The sequence below is a fragment of the Cupriavidus sp. 01L46 genome (assembly GCF_056399905.1).
The window spans coordinates 1-18,023 of record NZ_JBFTSF010000117.1; the positions used below are offsets into that span (position 1 = coordinate 1).

Below are 18,023 nucleotides of genomic sequence, written 5' to 3' on the forward strand. Positions count from 1 at the left end.
CCTGTGCCGGKGGCGCATTTTGTTCTTGGGCTTTCACGTTTTCTCCACCCCGTCGGCGCGGGGATACTTTGCTTGTACTGCGGCCAGCCCGAGCAACAGCCCGATGACGCCGGCATAAAAAACAATATTTGCCTGGTGCGCCATCGTCACTTGGGTCAGGCCGCTGATCAGGCTGGCCATGATGACGCCGATGCCGGAAGCGCACACGCTGACGCCAAGTGCGTTGGCATTGCGGCAGCATACGCGCAGCAGCCGCCAGAACAGGACACCAGGAACCAGGAACAGGCCCAGCAAAGCCAGCATGCCCGGCATGCCCATTGTCGCCGCCGCTTCGAGCACATCGTTGTGCGCATGCTCAAGGGTGCAAACGTCAGACGACCCATGCTCCTTGCAGAAGATGGAGGCTTGGGGAATCCGCGCAAACTGTCCGACCCCGACGCCGAGCCAGGGATGCAAGTGGATCGATTCCACCGCCATTTGCCAGAGCTTCAGCCGTGCCCCTACCGAAGTCTCGGTGTTCCCCTGCTGGAACTGCTCCCACTGTCCCCGCACAAGGTCAACCCGCTGCGCGACGGGGCTGCCAGGCGCCAGATAGAGTCCCACAGCCAAGGCGGCGATGAGCACCACGGCACCAAAGAACTTCCCCGGCCTCATGCTCGGGTAACGAACAAAGAGCAGCGGGATCATCGTGATACACAATGCCAGCCACGCTCCGCGCGTGCCGTTCACAATCAGCACCGAACCGGCGAGCGCCAGATCCAGCCAGGCAATCAGATGCGCCTTGCGGCTGATCCCAGGCCGCACGAAACCAATCAACCCCAATGCGGCAACCATGTTCCCGAAGGCGATGGCCTGGGTCCAGGCCGACGGCCGTGGGTCGTCGAGAACCCAGCGCTGGAACAGGACAACCGCCAGGCTAATCGCCAAAGCGATTGTGATGCCACTCCAGAGCCGCCGCGGGTCGGGCGCGATCTTGAGGATAACCAGGCATGTCACCAACAACAGGAGAATGCGAGAAGGGTTATCCATCACGTTCCAGGGAACGTTGAAATAGAGCTTGGAACCCAGGAAGACAAGCACCAAAGCTAGAATAGCGAGCCCGATGGGGTACAGCGTGGCGCGATACTGCGCAAACATGGGCCTCAGGCCGCGATGKACAATCAGCGCCAGCAGCAAGATGGCGCCCAGGAAAATACCGGCGCCTTTCGGCACGCAGAGCAGCAGGATTGGAAATGCCAGAACTAGCGCATTGGTAAAAGCGGTCACTTTTCCGGCACGGAACATCATAAACAAGCTCTATGAAAATCTCAGTCGTACTGATTACAAAAAACGAGGCACACAACATCCGGGAGTGCCTGGAAAGCGTGTCCTGGTGCGACCGCGCGATTATAGTGGATTCAGGTAGCCGGGACGGCACGGTCGAGCTGGCCCGGAGCCTGGGCGCGGAGGTCTTCGAAACCGAGCACTGGCCTGGCTTCGGCGTCCAGAAAAACCTGGCGGTATCCAAGGCCGACGGCGACTGGATCTTCTCCATCGACGCGGACGAACGGGTCACCCCCGAGCTGCGCGACGAGATTCTCGCCGCAGTGGCGTCCGGCCAGTCCGATGCGTACGAGGTACCCAGGCTGTCGCGATTTTGCGGCCGCTTCATCCGCCACGGCGGCTGGTACCCCGACTACGTCACACGGCTGTTCCGCCGCGGCCACGCCCGCTTCACCGACGATCTCGTGCACGAGCGCGTGGTCGCCGATGCACCAGTCGGCAGGCTCAATTCGCCATTGCTGCATTACACCTACGACGATTTCTCGCAGGTGCTGCAAAAGATCGACAAATACTCCAGCCTCGGCGCCCAGCAGGGCCTCGCGCGCGGCAAGACGGCGTCGCCCGCCAGCGCCGTGCTGCATGGCGCCTGGGCGTTCCTGCGCACTTACCTGCTGCGCCGCGGTTTCCTGGACGGCGCGCAGGGGCTCGGCGTGGCGCTGATGAATGGCCAGGCCAGCTACTACAAGTACATCAAGCTGTGGTACCTGCAGCAGAAGAGCGAACAGCAGACGCCCCTACGGTAGGGGCTGCCGCCCCTGCCTGAGGCGCGCCCAGCAGATCCTCGACGCAAGCGCTGAAGGCCGCCGAGGTAGGGCCAAAGCCCATCTGCTCGATGTGGACAGCCGCGTAGGCCAGCAGCCTGGCGCGCAGCGGCGCGTCCTCGAGCCCGCGGCGGATCGCCTCCGCCAGCGCGGGCACATCGCCAACCGGCGTCAGCAGGCCGGCCTTGCCCTCGGCCAGGATCTCGCGCGGGCCCACCGGGCAATCGGTACTCACCACCAGCTGGCCCAGCGCCATGCCTTCGAGAAGCACATTGGGCAGCCCCTCCATCTTGGAGCTGAACGCCATCAGCCGCGCATGATGGATCCATGCATACGGATTGGCCTGGAAACCGGCAAAGCCGACGCGCTCGCTGATGCCGAGCTCGCGCGCGAGCGCTTCAAGGCGCCCGCGAGAAGCGCCATCGCCCACCAGCACCAGCCGCTCGCACAAGCCCGTGCCCCTGACCAGCGCCGCGTAGGCCCGCAGCAGCGTGGTGAAATCCTTCTGGCTTTCTTCCAGCCGCCCCACCGAAACGATGTACGGATGGGCCGGCGGCGTGAAAGGCGCCTTGCCGAGCGCACGGATGCGATCGAGGTCGGTGGCGTTGTACAGGCGGATGAACTTGTCGGCGGCCTCGGGAATCAGCGCCCGCGCGTCGGCCAGCATGCTGTCGTTGAGTACCACGATGCGGTCATAGTGCTCACGGCACTGGCGTCGCAACTTGCGCAGCTTGCGGCGGTTCTCGCGCTCCAGGTGCGCCACGCTGAAATGCTGGTAGCCGATCATCGGCACCGGCAGGCGACCGGTCAGCYGCGACAGCGACATGTCGTAGTCGATCACCAGGTCATAGTCCCGCGCGATGCTGCGAAAGCGCCGGTTGACCAGCGGCTTGCGCAGCGGCGGCAGCAGCACTTCTTCATAAATCTTGCCCAACGGGCCCAGCTTGCCGGCTTTTTTCAGTTGCCGGCAGCGCGAGAGCCAGGCCTCCGGCGCGAGGATATGGATCTTGACGTCCGGCGGCAGCATGACGCGGAAGTGCGTCTCCAGCGCTTCAGTCGGATAGGTCAGCGTCAGGCCGATCTCGAAGCGCTCTCGATCCAGCGAGGCCAGCAGCGACACCAGCGAGGTCTCGATGCCGCCGCGCAGGAAGTGGGTCAGGTGGAAGAGGATGCGTTGCTTGGCCATGCGGGGCTTGTGTAATCCATGAAAAGACGGGATGGACGGCAGCAATGCCGGTCTGGGCGGCGCAATGCCGTTGCCGCCCAGACCGGCAAGCCCGGGTCAGCCGTAGAGCATGCGGACGTTCTCGCCCGACAGGGCCGCACGGAAGCTTGCCAAGGCATCGTCGGATGGCGTGACCAGCCACTGCCGTCCCAGCTCCGCCTCGCAGCGCGCGCCGGTGGTGGCGTAGCTCACGCGCACCGGCACGCCTGGCGCATTGGCCACACTCGCCAGGTAGGGCGTGAGCAACTCGCGCAGCAGTTCCGTGGAGGCATTGCCGTTGAACGCCAGACCGACCGCCTCGGCGTACTTGGCGCGCGCCGCCACCAGGTCCATCACCGATTCGGCGGTGAAGCGCACGCCACCGGTAAAGGTGTCGTGACGGGCGTTGCCTTGCACGATCACCATCTCGTCCTCGCGGAACATATGGCGGTTGGCATCGAACAATTCGTTGAACACCGTCATCTCGACCTGCCCGGTGCCGTCGTCAAGCAAGACGATCAGCATCTTGCCGCGCTGCGTCATCTGGGTGCGCATGCCGGTGATGACACCGGCGATGACCTTGCCTCGCACGTCGCGGCCGTAGCCGCCGCCATTGCCTTGCACTTCCTTTTCCAGGCCGGCCAGCGTGCCCTTGAGGAAGCGGCCGACTTCGTCCCGATAGGCGTCGAACAGGTGGCCGGAGAAGTAATAGCCCAGCGCCTGCTTTTCTTCCTGCAGCATGCGCTTGGGCGCCCAGGCAGGCTCGTCGACCAGCGCGGGACGGTGCGATTCGCCGGCGTCGGCCATCAGGTCGAACAGTGACACCTGGTTGGCCGACTCGGCCTTCTGCTCGGCGGCTTCCATGGCGCGCGACACCGAGGCCAGCAGCTGGCCGCGATTGGCGTTGAGGCTGTCGAAGGCGCCGGCGCGAATCAGCGCCTCGATGGTGCGGCGGTTGACCTGCCGGCGGTCGACGCGCTCGCAGAAATCGAACAGGTCGGCAAAGGGCTTTTCCTCGCGGGCGCGCAGGATGTCCTCGATAGCGCCCTGCCCCGAGCCCTTGATGCCGCCAAGGCCGTAGCGGATGGTCTTGGCATCGGTCGGCGCGAAGCGGTATTCGCTGGCGTTGACGTCAGGCGGCAGCACCTGGAGCTTGTTGAGCTTGCAATCGTCAAAGAGGATCTTGACCTTGTCGGTGTCGTCCATGGCGAGCGACATATTCGCTGCCATGAACGCGGCTGGATGGTGCGCCTTGAGCCAGGCCGTGTAGTAGGCCAGCAATGCGTAAGCGGCCGCGTGCGATTTGTTGAAGCCGTAGCCCGCGAACTTTTCCATCAGGTCGAAGGTATCGTCCGCCTTCTCCGCGGTCAGGCCGTTCTTGGCCGCACCCTCGCGGAACAGCTCGCGGTGCTGGGCCATTTCCTCGGCCTTCTTCTTGCCCATGGCGCGGCGCAGCAAGTCGGCGCCGCCCAGCGAGTAGCCGCCGATGATCTGAGCCATCTGCATCACCTGCTCCTGGTAGACCATGATGCCATAGGTCTCCTTGAGCACCGGCTCGACGCGCGGGTCCGGGTACTCCACCTTCTCGCGGCCGTGCTTACGGGCGCAGAAGCTGGGGATCAGGTCCATCGGGCCCGGGCGGTAGAGTGCCACCAGCGCGATGATGTCCTCAAAGCGGTCAGGCTTGGCGTCCTTCAGCATGCCCTGCATGCCGCGGCTTTCCAGCTGGAACACTGCGACCGTGTTGGCCGTCTTGAGGATGTCGAATGCCTTGCTGTCGTCGAGCGGGATGTGGCTGCAGTTCCAGTCCGCCATGGACGGATCGAGCCTGCGGATATAGCGCTCGGCCCAGTCCAGGATGGTCAGCGTGGTCAGGCCCAAGAAGTCGAACTTGACCAGGCCGGCGGCTTCCACGTCGTCCTTGTCGTACTGGCTGACCACACCGCTCATGCCATCGTTCTGCGCACCCTGGGTGTAGAGCGGGCAGAAATCCGTCAGCTTGCCCGGGGCGATCAGCACGCCGCCGGCGTGCATGCCGACGTTACGCGTCATGCCTTCCACGCGCTGCGCCAGCTMCAGCAGCTGGCGCACTTCTTCTTCGTTCTTCTCGCGCTCGGTCAGGAGCGGCTCTTCCTTCTTGGCTTCCTCGATGGTGACGAGCTTGCCCGGCTTGAAAGGAATCAGCTTGGCGATGCCGTCGACAAAGCCATAGCCCAGGTCGAGCACGCGGCCCACGTCGCGCACCGCGGCCTTGGCGGCCATGGTGCCGAAGGTAGCGATCTGCGATACCGCGGCGTGGCCGTACTTCTCCTTCACGTACGTGATAACGCGATCGCGTCCCTGCTGGCAGAAGTCGATGTCGAAGTCGGGCATCGAAACCCGCTCCGGGTTCAGGAACCGTTCGAACAGCAGCGCGTACTTGAGCGGGTCCAGATCGGTAATGCCGAGCGCATAAGCCACCAGCGAACCGGCGCCGGAGCCCCGTCCCGGCCCAACCGGCACGCCGTTGTTCTTTGCCCAGTTGATAAAGTCCGCCACGATCAGGAAGTAGCCGGGGAAGCCCATCTTGATGATGGTGCCGGTCTCGAACTCCAGCCTCGCGTAGTACTCGGGGCGCTTGGCCTCGCGCACGGCTTCGTCGGGGAACAGCACCGCCATGCGCTTTTCCAGGCCTTCCTTGGCCAGGTGCACAAGGTAGTCGTCGAGCGACATGCCGTCGGGCGTAGGAAACAGCGGCAGGCGCGGCTTACCCAGTTCCAGCGTCAGGTTGCAGCGGCGCGCGATCTGCACCGCGTTTTCCAGCGCGGACGGGATGTCGGCGAACAGCGCGCACATCTCGTCCTGGGTCTTGAAATACTGGTCGGTGGTGAAGCGCCGCACGCGGCGGGGGTTGGCCAGCAACTCCCCTTCGGCGATGCAGGTGCGAGCCTCGTGCGCGGTGAAATCGTCAGGCGTCATGAACTGCACCGGGTGCGTTGCCACCACTGGCAGGCGCATCCTGGCCGCCAACTGTACCGCCTGCTGCACATAGGCATCGGTACCGGGCAGGCCGGCGCGCTGCAGCTCGATATAGAAGCGCTGCGGGAACACCTTTGCCCAATGCGCGGCAGCCTGCGCCGCGGCCGCATCGTTGCCATTGGCCAGCGCCATGCCGATGTCACCGCCCATGGCGCCGGACAGCGCAATCAGGCCGGTGGCCAGCGGCTGGCCCTCTTCGCCGGCTTCGTCGAACCAGGCCGGGTCGATCTCGGCGCGGCCGCGGTACTGGTTGGAAAGCCACGCGCGCGACAACAGCACGCAGAGATTGAGGTAGCCAATCCGGTCCCGGACCAGCAGCAGCAAGCGTGTTGGCTTGTCGCGATCGTCGGCGTTGGTCAACCAGACGTCGGCGCCGACCACGGGCTTGATGCCGCCGCCGCGCGCTTCCTTGTAGAAGCGGATCAGGCCGAAGGCATTGGCCAGGTCGGTCAGGGCGAGCGCGCCCATGCCATCGGCGGCCGCAGCCTTGACGGCATCGTCCAGGCGCACGATGCCGTCGACGACGGAGTATTCGGAATGGAGACGGAGATGAACGAAGCGAGGTGCAGACATGGCCGTAATTGTACCGGCTCGGCATGTCCGCGCCTGCCTTCTTTGCGCGACGTGCCCGATGGCAAGACTGAGCCGGGCGCTCGGAAAAGCCCGGCACGAGGCCTGCAAGGCGCTATAATTTCGCCTTTCCAATCAGGCAGTTACCGCGCGCTCGCAAAGCGCGGTCCCGTCGCGCGCCACCTATGCAGATCGTCAACATCTCCGCTTACAAGTTCGTCTCACTGGACGATATCCCGGTCTTGCGCCCGGAAATGCGCGCGCGCTGCGAAGCACACGGGCTCAAGGGCACGATCCTGCTCGCGCCGGAAGGCATCAACCTGTTCCTCGCCGGCGTGCGCGAAGCCATCGACGGCTTCCTCGGCTGGCTGCACGCCGACCCGCGCTTTGCCGACATCGCGCCCAAGGAGAGCCTGTCGGAAAACCAGCCCTTCAAGCGCATGCTGGTACGCGAGAAGAAGGAAATCATCACCATGAAGATGCCGCTGATCCGCCCCGAAGCCGGTCGGGCGCCAGCGGTGACGCCGGTCGAGCTCAAGCGCTGGCTGGACCAGGGCCACGACGATGCCGGCCGCCCGGTAGTGATGCTGGATACACGCAACGCCTTTGAGGTCGCCGTCGGCACGTTCGAGCAAGCGGTCGACTACGACATCGCCAAGTTCAGCGATTTCCCGCCGGCCATTGCCGCGCACAAGGCGGAGTTCGCGGGCAAGACCATCGTGTCGTTCTGCACCGGCGGCATTCGTTGCGAGAAGGCCGCCATCCACATGCAGGAAGCCGGCATCGAGCATGTCTACCAGCTAGAAGGGGGCATCCTGAAGTACTTCGAGGAAGTAGGCGGCAGCCACTATCAGGGCGACTGCTTTGTCTTCGACTACCGCACCGCGCTGAACCCCAACCTGGAACCGGCTGGCCCCAAGCAGTGTTTCGCCTGCCGCGCCGTGGTCACCGCCGAGGAACAGCAAAGCCCGCACTACGTGGTGGGCCAGAGCTGCCCGCACTGCATCGGGGAAGGCGCCGGGACGGCGGCGGCTGCCGCCTGAGCGCGCTGGCGGCCCTCAGGCTGCCAGCAAGTGGTAGAGGTTGCGCAGCATGCCGGCGGTGGCCCCCCAGATAAACCGGTGGCCACCATCCTCGCGCGGAAACGGCATGGCGTAGAACAGCCGCTCGCCGTCCACCCAGCGAAACAGGCGCTGTTCGTGATGCGACGGGTCCATCAGGAAACCCAGCGGCACTTCAAACACATCGGCAACCTCGCGCGCATCGGGCCGCAGCGTGAAACCGTCGCGGACCAGACCCACCACCGGGCTCACATGGAAGCCGGTGCCGGTGATGTAGTCGGGCAAGCTACCCAGCACTTCCACATAATCGCGCGCCAGCCCCACCTCTTCCTCGGTTTCGCGCAGCGCCGTGGCCGTCCGGTCGATATCGAACGCTTCGTGGCGGCCGCCGGGGAAACTGATCTGCCCGGCGTGCGCGCTCAGGTTGGCGTTGCGCTCGGTCAGCAGCACGGTCAGCCCATCCTCGCGCTCCACCAACGGCACCAGCACGGCTGCATCACGCAGCTTCAGGCTGCGGTCATAGACGCGCGACTCATCGGTCAGCTCGGGGTCCCAGGCAGGCGGCGACTGGAGCCGATGGCGGATGAAGTCCGGGCGCAGGCGCACGTCGGCCAGCGGCGGGTGCCGGGTATCGGTGGCGACGATGGGGAGGGATTCGGGATCAAAGGCAGGACGCATAATCGTTGCGAGTATGACAGAAGCCGGCCAAACCGTTTGTGCTGCGACGCGGCAAACGTGGCATGCGGAAATGCAAAAAGGGCACCCGAAGGTGCCCTTTTTGCGCAGCCTCGACCGGCAAGCCGATCGAGACGACTGGCGGCTTACTGAGCAGCAGCAGCCTTGGCAGCAGCCTTGGCCGGTGCCGACTTGTATGCCAGCTTTTCCTTGATCCGCGCGGACTTGCCCGAACGCTGGCGCAGGTAGTACAGCTTGGCGCGGCGGACGTCACCACGGCGCTTCACTTCGATCGCTGCGATCAGCGGCGAGTACAGCTGGAACGTACGTTCCACGCCTTCACCCGACGAAATCTTGCGCACGATGAAGGACGAATTCAGGCCACGATTGCGCTTGGCAATCACGACGCCTTCATAAGCCTGGACGCGCTTGCGGTTACCTTCCACCACGTTCACGCTGACGATCACGGTGTCGCCGGGTGCGAATGCGGGGATGGTCTTGTTCGCGGTCAGACGCGCGATTTCGTCTTTCTCGATCAGCTCGATGATGTTCATCGTTTCTTCTCCTTGTCCATCATGCCGACGTTGTATGCCCCAGGCATGGCCTGGGCCCCGGCAGAGGATGGGGTTTCACTTGGCGGGAGCGAGCTCCCGCCCTTCTTTCGCCAGCCATGTCGACAGGAATTTCTCGTCGACCCGGCTCAGCAACCCTTGACTGCGCGCTGCCTCGATCAGATCGGGGCGCTTCTTCGCAGTATTTGCCAGCGCCTGCTGGCGCCGCCACTTCTCGATCTCGGCATGATGGCCCCCGAGCAAGATATCGGGCACCCGCACACCTTCATATTCTTCCGGCCGCGTGTAGTGCGGACAATCCAGCAACCCGTTGACGAAGCTGTCCTGAACCGCCGACTGGGCATCGCCCAACACACCCGGCAAATGCCTGACCACCGCGTCGATCACGGCCATGGCCGGCAACTCGCCACCGGACAGCACGAAATCGCCGAGGCTGATTTCCTCATCGACCCGCCGCTCGATCAACCGCTGGTCAATCGCTTCGTAGCGTCCGCACAGCATTACCAGGCCGGGACGCTGTGCCAGTGACATCACCTTTTGATGCGTCAGCGGCGCGCCTTGCGGCGACATCAGCACTACGTGCGGCCGCACCGGCGCCTCCTGGCCCTCCGGCTTGGCCTGGGCCGCCTGCTGGGCGGAACACGCCGCATCGATGGCATCTTCCAACGGCTTGGCCAGCATCACCATGCCAGGGCCGCCGCCATAGGGGCGATCGTCGATGGTACGGTAGTTGTCGCTGGTGAAGTCGCGTGGATTCCAGGTGCGCAGCGTGTAGCGCTGCTGCTTTGCCGCCCGGCTGGTAATGCCCCAGTCGGTCAGCGCGCGGAACATCTCGGGAAACAGCGTGATCACGTCGAACTGCATCCGCCTCTCCCTTTACTTGCCCACCACTCGCCCACCGGCTATCGCCGGCCAAGCGCCCTTGCCTTCACCAGCTCGGGGCGCTCAGTAATCCAGGCCCCAGTCCACCACCACGCGCCGGGCCGAGATATCGACCGAGCGCAGAAATGCGTCGACAAAGGGAATCAGGCGCTCACCCGCCTTGCCATCGGGCAAGGCATGCGCCACCTGCAGGATCTGGTGCGCACCGTTGTCGATCAGCCCGGACACTTCGCCCAGCGACTCGCCCTGTTCATTGAACACGGCGCAGCCAATCAGATCGACCCAGTAGAATTCGTTCTCATCCGGCGCGGGGAAATCCTCGCGACGAATCCAGACACGGCGACCCTTGAGCGCCTCCGAGTGGTTGCGCTCGGACACGCCGCTCGCCTGGGCCACTACGGTACCGCTGTGCTCGCGGGACTGCACGATCTTCACGCACAAGGCCTCGGAGGCCACGGCATCTGCCGCGCCAACCAGTCCGGTTGGCGGCGGCTTCAGCAGCCACCAGCGGCGCGCGTGCAACAGCGCGCTCGCATCGTCGGCATGCGGCTGGACCTTGATCCAGCCCCGTATCCCATAAGCCGCACCGATATAACCGACCTCGATCAGGTCGTCCGGCAGCTTATCGGTATACGCCAGCGCAGCCGGCAACCCGGTTGCACCGCGCTGCAGACTGGGCTTTTCCTGCTCACCGGCCTCGCGCCGGGCCGAGGGCTCGAGCGGCACATTGAGTGGCCGCCGCGCCGGGGTGCCTTGCTTGCGTTCTGTCACGTGTCGTTTGCCACGCGTCGCGAAACGCGCGTCACAACAATCAGGCTGCGGCCTTGGCGGCGTTTTGCTTGACCAGACGGGCAACCGTCGGCGACAGCTGGGCGCCAACGCCGGTCCAGTACGTCAGGCGGTCTTGCACCAGACGCAGGCCTTCTTCGCTTGCCGAAGCCAGGGGGTTGTAGAAACCAATACGCTCGATGAAACGGCCATCGCGACGATTACGCGAGTCAGCAGCGACGATATTGAAGAAGGGGCGCTTCTTGCTGCCACCGCGAGCCAGACGGATTACGACCATGGGTTTGATTCCTCAGAAAACTTGATGTTCGAACACGAAACGCAAGAGTATAGACCAAATTCCGAGGCCAAACAAACACTTAGAGCGATTGACTCGACACCCGGCCATAGGCATCGTGGTGAAAAGCCCGACAGGAGAGCTCGCCATGCGGTTTCATCTTCACATTCGTAGCTTCCGGACCCTGCTCGCGAGCACTTTCGCGGCGTTCGTGGCCACGATCTGGTTCAGCCCGGACGCCAACGCCGGCCTGCCGCTGGATCAGATCCATCTGCCGCCAGGCTTTCGCATCGAATTGCTGAGCGCGGAGGTACCGGAAGCGCGTGGCATGACCCTGTCGCCGGAAGGCACGCTCTTCATCGGCACTCGCGGCGAAGGCAAGGTGTATGCGATCCGCAACCCGCTGGCGCCCGCCCCGAAGGTGAAGACTGTCGCCACCGGCCTGACCATGCCGGTGGGCGTGGCCTTCCGCGACGGCGCGCTGTACGCCTCCTCGACTTCGCAGATCGTCCGGCTGGATGATATCGACGCCCGCCTGGACAACCCACCCAAACCCGTCGTGGTAAGCGATCGCTTTCCCTCTGAGACGCATCACGGGTGGAAGTTTATCGCCTTTGGTCCGGATGGCTATCTGTATGTGCCGGTCGGCGCGCCCTGCAATATCTGCGCGCCGGACGAAAACCGTTACGCCAACATCATGAAGATGAAGCCGGACGGCACCGACTTGCAGGTCGTGGCCAAGGGGGTGCGCAATTCGGTAGGCTTTGACTGGCAYCCGGCCACCCGCCAACTCTGGTTCACCGACAACGGGCGCGACATGTTGGGGGACGRTGTGCCCGACGACGAGCTCAACCGCCTGGCCCGGCCGGGCCAGCATTTCGGCTACCCGTATTGCCACGCCGGCAGCGTCGCCGACCCTGAGTTCGGCAAGCAGCGCGCCTGCTCCGAGTTCGAGCCGCCAGCCGCAAAGCTGGGCGCGCATGTCGCCGCGCTCGGCATGCGCTTTTATACCGGCACGCAATTCCCTGCTGAATACCGCAATAGCATTTTCATTGCCGAGCACGGCAGCTGGAACCGAACCAAGCCGGTCGGCTACCGCGTCGTCCGGGTGGTGCTGAACGAGCGCGGCCAGGTGGTGCGCCAGGAGGTGTTCGCGCAAGGCTGGCTGCAGGGAGACAAACCCTGGGGCCGGCCTGTCGATGTCCAGGTTGCCCCGGACGGTTCGCTGCTGGTCAGCGACGACATGGCGGGCGCGGTCTATCGCATCCGCTACGCGCCCTGAGCCCTTGCCGCGCGCCGTATACAGCCCGTCTCCCGGGACGTTGGAGAAACAATCCGTTACACCGGTAACGGCTTTAGCATAGGCGCGCCGAAGACGCCTGCGTACCATGAACCCATACCTCGAACAACCTCACCACGCGACAGGATACTGGGATTCCGCATGCTCCCCCGCACCCTCCTGCGCGACTCGGTGGCTGGCTTCCTGTTGGCCGTTTCCTTGCTCGGCCTCAATGCTGTCAGCCATGCACAGGTCGCGTTTTGGCAACATAGCCGGCCCGAAGGCCGGATTGTGAGCAATGCGCATGGCCAGCCAGGCCACGGCGCATGGGAAATGGCGAGTGTACGCGCTGAACGGCAAGACCATGTGCGGGCCCAGATCGAACGCATGGAAGCCCGCGCGCGCGCCGATGACCGCCTGAATGGCCGCCCCCTGCCCCCCCAGGAACGCGACGATGAACGCAACCGGCAGTCGGATCGCAATATGCAAGGCGACAACGGGCGCGGCGAGCAGCGCGGCTCCGGCATGGGCCCGGGCTGGCAAGCGCGCGGACGAGACGGCGGCCGCTAGGCACGCCAGCCCCCCGCCTCCTCACTGTCTCCCCGGCTGATTGCCGCGCCCGCGGCAATCACGCTCTGCTGTCTACTTGCTCCCCTCCTCGACGATATGCCGCGAAAGGAACTCTCGCGGGCATCCTCGTCCGACCCGCAAAGCTTCCTGCCCCTGCTCCGCCGGTGTCCGCCCGCGGTTGATGCCAGCGTACAATGAGCGCCGGCGCCAGCCTGGCTGGCACTCACCTGATTTGCGTCGGCCGGCCGCCCCTGCCGGCCATTAACCTAGCTGTCGCCCCATGCCCGCCGCTACCCAAGTTTCAGCCACCGCCGCCCCCAAGCCGCTTCAGGGCAAATCCAAACTGGTCACGGTCGCACTGGCCTTCCTGCTCGGCACTGTGGGCCTGCATCGCTTCTACCTAGGCGGCTTGCGCGATAAATTTGCCTGGGCGCACCTGCTGGCGGCACTCGCCGGGGTCATCGGCGTCATGTCGATGCAGACGGGCGCCGGCTCGCCTGCCCTGAACTGGACCTTTGCCATTTCCGGCGGCACGTCGGTGATCAGCGCCTTCCTGGCGGCCATCGTGTATGGCCTGCGCCCCGACGACAAATGGGATGCCCGCTTCAACCCGCATGGCACGCCAACCCGTTCGGGCTGGCCCGTCGTGATCCTGGTCATCCTGTCCCTGCTGATCGGCACCGGCCTGTTGATGGCGGGCCTGGCCATCAGTTTTCAGACATTCTTCGAATCCCAGGTCGAAGCCGCGCGCGCTTTGTCGCAGTAAGCCCCAGGTCCCAGGCTCAGCCCCGAGCGCCGATGCACTTCGACCTGCTGGACATCGCCGTGTTCGTGCGCGCAGCGTCGCTGGGCAACCTCTCGGCCGCGGCGCGCGATCTCGGGTTGTCCACCTCCTCGGCCAGCAGCCGCCTGGCGCAGCTCGAGCAGCAGCTCGGCACGCGGCTGCTGCACCGGACCACGCGCCGCCTCTCCCTGACCGGCGAAGGCGAGCGCTTCCTCGAACATGCCGCGCAATTGCTCGACACGGCCGGCCAGGCCGCGCAATCGGTGGGCCGCGGCGCGCAGGCGCCCCAGGGACAGCTGCGGGTCACGGTGCCCGCCTCTTTTGGCCGCCAGCACGTCTCGCCGGCCATCCCTGCCTTCCTCTCCGCCTACCCTGGCCTGACGCTGGACCTACGCCTGACCGACCAGGTGATCGGCCTGGTCGAGGCCGGCGTCGACGTGGCATTGCGTATGGGGGCGTTGCCGGACTCATCCCTGGTGGCACGCCCCCTGGCCCCGAGCCATCGCGCCGTTTGCGCCTCGCCTGGCTATCTTGCCGCGCACGGCACGCCCCGGCATCCGGAAGAGTTGCGCCACCACAACTGCATCGTGCTGGGCGACCAGTCCTCCTGGCAGTTCGACACGGCGCTGGGCAAGACAGCGGTAGCGGTCGCCGGCAACCTGCGCACGGACAACGGCGAAGTCATCCGGGATGCGATCCTGGCTGGCATGGGGCTGGCGCTGAAGTCGACCTGGGACGTTGGCCCTTACCTGCGCAGCGGCGCGCTGGTCCGCGTGCTCTCCGATTACCCGGTGCTGCCGGCCGTGTCGATCTGGGCGGTCTATCCCAGCCGCCGCCAGGTACCCGCGAAGACGCACGCGTTTATCGATTTCTTTGCTGCGCGCTTCGGCTCCCCACCCTACTGGGATAGCCCCGAGGCAACGCCTCCCGTCTCAAAATAAACACCGCCTTAAACACCGCTTGGCTGGCTATGCGAAGTACTGTATAAATATACAGTACCAACCGTAGCCGCAGGAACGCCAACGTGCCGAACCGACCACCTTCCTCCAGCCCGCTGAAAGGCCGGGCGGCGCGCTCGAACGGCGTCAGCCGGTTCGACGCCTGGACCCGCGAACGGGTCGCCGACGAGTCCCAAGCCTTCGATGAGCCAGAGACACCCCAAATCCAGACCATTGTCTTCACGGAAAAAGCCAAACGCATTGTCTCGCGCAACCAGTCGCCAGACCTGCCGTTCGACGCGTCCATCAATCCGTACCGCGGGTGCGAGCATGGCTGTATCTATTGCTATGCCCGGCCCAGCCATGCMTATCTGGGGCTTTCGCCGGGCCTCGACTTCGAAACCCGCCTGTACGCAAAAGACAACGCCGCCGCCTTGCTCGAGGCCGAACTGTCTCACCGCAACTACGTACCGACGGTAATCGCGCTGGGGGCCAATACGGATCCCTACCAGCCCATCGAGCGGAATCTCAAGATCACGCGCGGCATCCTGGAAGTGCTGGAGCGATTCAATCATCCGGTGGCCATCACGACCAAATCGGGCGTGGTCACGCGCGACATCGACATCCTGCAGCGCATGGCGGCCAAGAACCTGGTCCGGGTCCATATGTCGGTCACGTCGCTCAGGAACGAGATCGCCCGCACGCTGGAGCCCCGCGCGAGCGCGCCGGCGCGCCGCCTGGCCGCCATCGCGTCCCTGAGCGAGGCCGGCATTCCGGTGGGAGTGATGGTGGCGCCGGTCATTCCGAGCCTGACCGATCCGGAGATGGAATCCATCCTTGAAGCCGGCGCCAAGGCCGGCGCGAAAACCGCGGCGTATATCCTGCTGCGCCTGCCGCGCGAGGTGGAGCAGCTGTTCTCAGAGTGGCTGGCCACCTACCATCCGCTGCGCGCCCGGCACGTCGAAAGCCTGGTCGCGCAGATGCGCGGGGGGCAGGCCTACGACTCGCGGTTCGGCACGCGCATGACCGGCACCGGCATCTTTGCCGAACTGCTGCGCAAGCGCTTCAAGCTGGCCTGCCAGGGCTTCGGGCTCAATGCTGAGCGCCACCCGCTCACCACCGAGCATTTCTCCCGGGCGAGYGCCACGCCACAGATGTCGCTGTTCTAGGCCGGATGCGGAGGACAGCGCGGCTTCAGGCGTGCGGCGCCTTCTCGTCGACCGCGATCGCCAGCGTTTCCTTGATCTCTTCCATCACCACGTAGCTCTTGGACTGCGCTGCGCCCGGCAAYTGCAGCARRATGTCGCCSAGCAGRCGGCGGTATTCGCCGATCTCGCGGATCCGCGCCTTGATCAGGTAGTCGAARTCGCCCGAGACCAGATGGCACTCCAGCACCTCAGGGATGCGCGACACCTCGCGGCGGAACTGCTCAAACATATTTCCGGACTTGTTGCCCAGCGATATCTCGACAAACACCAGCAAGCCGCTGCCGAGCAGCGCGGGATTCAGGCGCGCGTAGTAGCCCATGATGACGCCGTCACGCTCCATGCGCTTGACTCGCTCGATGCATGGCGTAATGGTCAGGCCGACCGCTTCCGCCAGTTCCTTCATCGACATACGCCCGTCCGCCTGGAGCATGGCCAGAATCTTCCGATCCAGCCGGTCCAGGCTGCGCACGGGCTGACGACTCGTTCTCATTAGTTATTCCTGTTTCTCTATAAATTACAATAACTATGACTGCCAAGATTTAAATAGTATAGATGTAAATACTTTATCCCTTCTATTTCTTGGTTGCGAGCCCCGACTATGCGCGTTCTCGTTCTTGGCAGTGGCGTAATTGGCGTTACCAGCGCCTGGTACCTGGCCCGTGCCGGCCATGAGGTCACCGTGATCGACCGGGAGGCCGCACCCGCGCTGGGGACCAGCTTCGCCAACGCCGGCCAGATCTCCCCGGGCTATGCGTCGCCCTGGGCCGCACCAGGCGTGCCGCTCAAAGCCATCAAGTGGATGTTCCAGGAGCACGCACCGCTGTCCATCAAACCGGACGGCACGCTGTTCCAGCTGCAATGGATGTGGCAAATGCTGATGAACTGCAGCGCTGAGCGCTATGCAGTCAACAAGGAACGCATGGTGCGCCTGGCTGAGTACAGCCGCGACTGCATCGTCGCCCTGCGCGCCGATACCGGCATCGCCTACGAAGGCCGCCAGCAAGGCACGCTGCAACTCTTCCGCACCGCCGAGCAGCTCGACGGCGCCGCCAAGGACATTGCCGTGCTGGAACAAGCCGGCGTGCCCTACCAGTTGCTATCGCGCGAGGAACTCGCCGCCAGCGAACCAGCCCTGGCCGCCGTCAGCCACAAGCTGACCGGCGGCCTGCGGCTACCCAACGATGAAACCGGCGACTGCCAGTTGTTCACCCGGCAACTCGCCGCCATGGCCGAAGGCCTGGGCGTGCGGTTCCAATACAACCGCTCCATCGACGGGCTGCTGACCAAGGGCGATGCCGTTACCGGCGCCATGGTTGGCGGCGAGCCTGTCACGGCCGATCTGGTCGTGGTGGCATTGGGCAGCTGGTCGACACCGTTCGTGAAGAACTTCCTGCCGGGCCTGTCGAACCTGCCGGTATACCCGCTCAAGGGATTCTCGCTCACGGTGCCGATGACCAATGCGGAGCGCAGCCCCGTTTCCACGGTGCTCGACGAAACCTTCAAGGTGGCGATTACCCGCTTCGACGATCGCATCCGCGTGGGCGGCATGGCGCAGATCGTGGGCTACGACCGCACGCTCGACCCGGCCAAGCGCCGCACCCTGGAGCATGTGGTCACGGATCTGTTCCCGGGCGCAGGCGATGTCAGCCGCGCCAGCTTCTGGACCGGCCTGCGCCCGATGACGCCGGATGGCACGCCCATCGTCGGCCCCACGCAGGTCAAGGGCCTGTGGCTCAATACCGGYCATGGCACGTTAGGCTGGACCATGGCCTGCGGCTCGGGCAAGCTGCTGTCGGACCTGGTGTCCGGCACCTCACCGGCGATCCGCGCAGACGATCTCTCGGTGGCTCGCTATCTCAAGCCAGCAAGAACGCACACCGCCCCGCGCCACGCAGCGGCCTGATCCGCGCATCGGTTTCGAGGAAGTAAAAAAGGCGACCCGCGGGTCGCCTTTTTCTTGCCTGGACCAGGAAGATCTCAGAACTGCGCTTCGCTCAACGCATTGACCGGCACCGCGCCCGCCACGATGGCATCGCGCAAACCCGATGCCTGCGACAGGATGTGCTCCGCGAAGAAATGCGCCGTCGAGATCTTGGCGTCGTGGAAGGACGGATC

18 protein-coding genes are annotated in these 18,023 nt (G+C 64.7%); 8 read left to right on the forward strand and 10 right to left on the reverse strand.

Annotation, left to right across the window (positions count from 1 at the left end; all coding sequences use genetic code 11):
• Nucleotides 1–33: 33 nt before the first annotated feature.
• Entirely contained in the window at nt 34–1,287 is a 1,254-nt protein-coding gene (locus AC1DS3_RS20865) for an O-antigen ligase family protein (protein WP_441639435.1), read from the reverse strand.
• Nucleotides 1,288–1,298: 11 nt separating this feature from the next.
• On the opposite strand from AC1DS3_RS20865, the gene AC1DS3_RS20870 reads away from it, so the two are divergent.
• Nucleotides 1,299–2,066, forward strand: coding sequence for a glycosyltransferase family 2 protein (locus tag AC1DS3_RS20870; protein WP_441639436.1), 768 nt, complete (start codon nt 1,299–1,301; stop codon nt 2,064–2,066).
• Here AC1DS3_RS20870 and AC1DS3_RS20875 read toward each other — a convergent pair.
• Both AC1DS3_RS20875 and dnaE read right to left on the reverse strand, forming a co-directional pair.
• On the reverse strand, nt 2,014–3,270 hold the full coding sequence (locus AC1DS3_RS20875) for a glycosyltransferase (RefSeq protein WP_477127865.1): 1,257 nt from the start codon (nt 3,268–3,270) through the stop codon (nt 2,014–2,016). The genes AC1DS3_RS20870 and AC1DS3_RS20875 overlap by 53 nt on opposite strands.
• A 96-nt stretch (nt 3,271–3,366) precedes the next feature.
• On the reverse strand, nt 3,367–6,879 hold the full coding sequence (gene dnaE / locus AC1DS3_RS20880; protein WP_477127866.1) for a DNA polymerase III subunit alpha: 3,513 nt from the start codon (nt 6,877–6,879) through the stop codon (nt 3,367–3,369).
• A 182-nt stretch (nt 6,880–7,061) separates the two neighbouring features.
• On the opposite strand from dnaE, the gene AC1DS3_RS20885 reads away from it, so the two are divergent.
• On the forward strand, nt 7,062–7,919 hold the full coding sequence (locus AC1DS3_RS20885; RefSeq protein ID WP_441639439.1) for a sulfurtransferase: 858 nt from the start codon (nt 7,062–7,064) through the stop codon (nt 7,917–7,919).
• Nucleotides 7,920–7,934: 15 nt separating this feature from the next.
• Here AC1DS3_RS20885 and AC1DS3_RS20890 read toward each other — a convergent pair whose 3' ends face one another.
• The 5 genes from AC1DS3_RS20890 to rpsP all read right to left on the reverse strand — a co-directional run bounded on the left by AC1DS3_RS20890 (nt 7,935) and on the right by rpsP (nt 11,132).
• Nucleotides 7,935–8,615, reverse strand: coding sequence for an NUDIX hydrolase (locus AC1DS3_RS20890; RefSeq protein WP_441639440.1), 681 nt, complete (start codon nt 8,613–8,615; stop codon nt 7,935–7,937).
• A gap of 143 nt (nt 8,616–8,758) precedes the next feature.
• Complete coding sequence (gene rplS, locus AC1DS3_RS20895) at nt 8,759–9,166, reverse strand: 50S ribosomal protein L19 (protein WP_150986317.1); 408 nt, start codon at nt 9,164–9,166, stop codon at nt 8,759–8,761.
• A gap of 75 nt (nt 9,167–9,241) precedes the next feature.
• Nucleotides 9,242–10,048, reverse strand: a complete 807-nt coding sequence (gene trmD / locus AC1DS3_RS20900) for a tRNA (guanosine(37)-N1)-methyltransferase TrmD (protein ID WP_043344527.1) — start codon at nt 10,046–10,048, stop codon at nt 9,242–9,244.
• An 81-nt stretch (nt 10,049–10,129) separates the two neighbouring features.
• Complete coding sequence (gene rimM, locus AC1DS3_RS20905; RefSeq protein ID WP_441639452.1) at nt 10,130–10,738, reverse strand: ribosome maturation factor RimM; 609 nt, start codon at nt 10,736–10,738, stop codon at nt 10,130–10,132.
• A 139-nt stretch (nt 10,739–10,877) separates the two neighbouring features.
• The gene (gene rpsP, locus AC1DS3_RS20910) at nt 10,878–11,132 is read right to left on the reverse strand and encodes a 30S ribosomal protein S16 (RefSeq protein WP_043344523.1); all 255 of its coding nucleotides are present in this window, start codon (nt 11,130–11,132) and stop codon (nt 10,878–10,880) included.
• 145 nt (nt 11,133–11,277) lie between these two features.
• On the opposite strand from rpsP, the gene AC1DS3_RS20915 reads away from it, so the two are divergent.
• The 5 genes from AC1DS3_RS20915 (at nt 11,278) to AC1DS3_RS20935 (ending at nt 15,869) form a co-directional block, all read left to right on the forward strand.
• Nucleotides 11,278–12,411, forward strand: a complete 1,134-nt coding sequence (locus tag AC1DS3_RS20915; RefSeq protein ID WP_477127867.1) for a PQQ-dependent sugar dehydrogenase — start codon at nt 11,278–11,280, stop codon at nt 12,409–12,411.
• Nucleotides 12,412–12,570: 159 nt separating this feature from the next.
• Nucleotides 12,571–12,978: a hypothetical protein gene (locus AC1DS3_RS20920; protein WP_441639442.1), complete on the forward strand. Its 408-nt coding sequence runs from the start codon at nt 12,571–12,573 to the stop codon at nt 12,976–12,978.
• Between the two features lie 280 nt (nt 12,979–13,258).
• A complete protein-coding gene (locus AC1DS3_RS20925) occupies nt 13,259–13,744 on the forward strand; it encodes an NINE protein (RefSeq protein WP_441639443.1) in 486 nt (161 codons plus the stop codon).
• Nucleotides 13,745–13,776: 32 nt separating this feature from the next.
• Complete coding sequence (locus AC1DS3_RS20930) at nt 13,777–14,703, forward strand: LysR family transcriptional regulator (RefSeq protein ID WP_441639444.1); 927 nt, start codon at nt 13,777–13,779, stop codon at nt 14,701–14,703.
• A gap of 83 nt (nt 14,704–14,786) precedes the next feature.
• Nucleotides 14,787–15,869, forward strand: a complete 1,083-nt coding sequence (locus tag AC1DS3_RS20935; protein ID WP_441639445.1) for a PA0069 family radical SAM protein — start codon at nt 14,787–14,789, stop codon at nt 15,867–15,869.
• 25 nt (nt 15,870–15,894) lie between these two features.
• Here the strand turns inward: AC1DS3_RS20935 and AC1DS3_RS20940 are convergent, their stop codons facing one another.
• Nucleotides 15,895–16,398, reverse strand: coding sequence for an Lrp/AsnC ligand binding domain-containing protein (locus tag AC1DS3_RS20940; protein WP_441639446.1), 504 nt, complete (start codon nt 16,396–16,398; stop codon nt 15,895–15,897).
• A 108-nt stretch (nt 16,399–16,506) separates the two neighbouring features.
• On the opposite strand from AC1DS3_RS20940, the gene AC1DS3_RS20945 reads away from it, so the two are divergent.
• Nucleotides 16,507–17,811 carry a D-amino acid dehydrogenase gene (locus tag AC1DS3_RS20945; RefSeq protein ID WP_441639447.1) on the forward strand — a complete coding sequence of 435 codons (1,305 nt, stop codon included), beginning with the start codon at nt 16,507–16,509 and terminating at the stop codon, nt 17,809–17,811.
• A 74-nt stretch (nt 17,812–17,885) separates the two neighbouring features.
• Here the strand turns inward: AC1DS3_RS20945 and AC1DS3_RS20950 are convergent.
• Nucleotides 17,886–18,023, reverse strand: a 138-nt coding sequence (locus AC1DS3_RS20950) for an acyl-CoA dehydrogenase C-terminal domain-containing protein (protein ID WP_477127868.1), incomplete at its 5' end; no start/stop codon positions are given.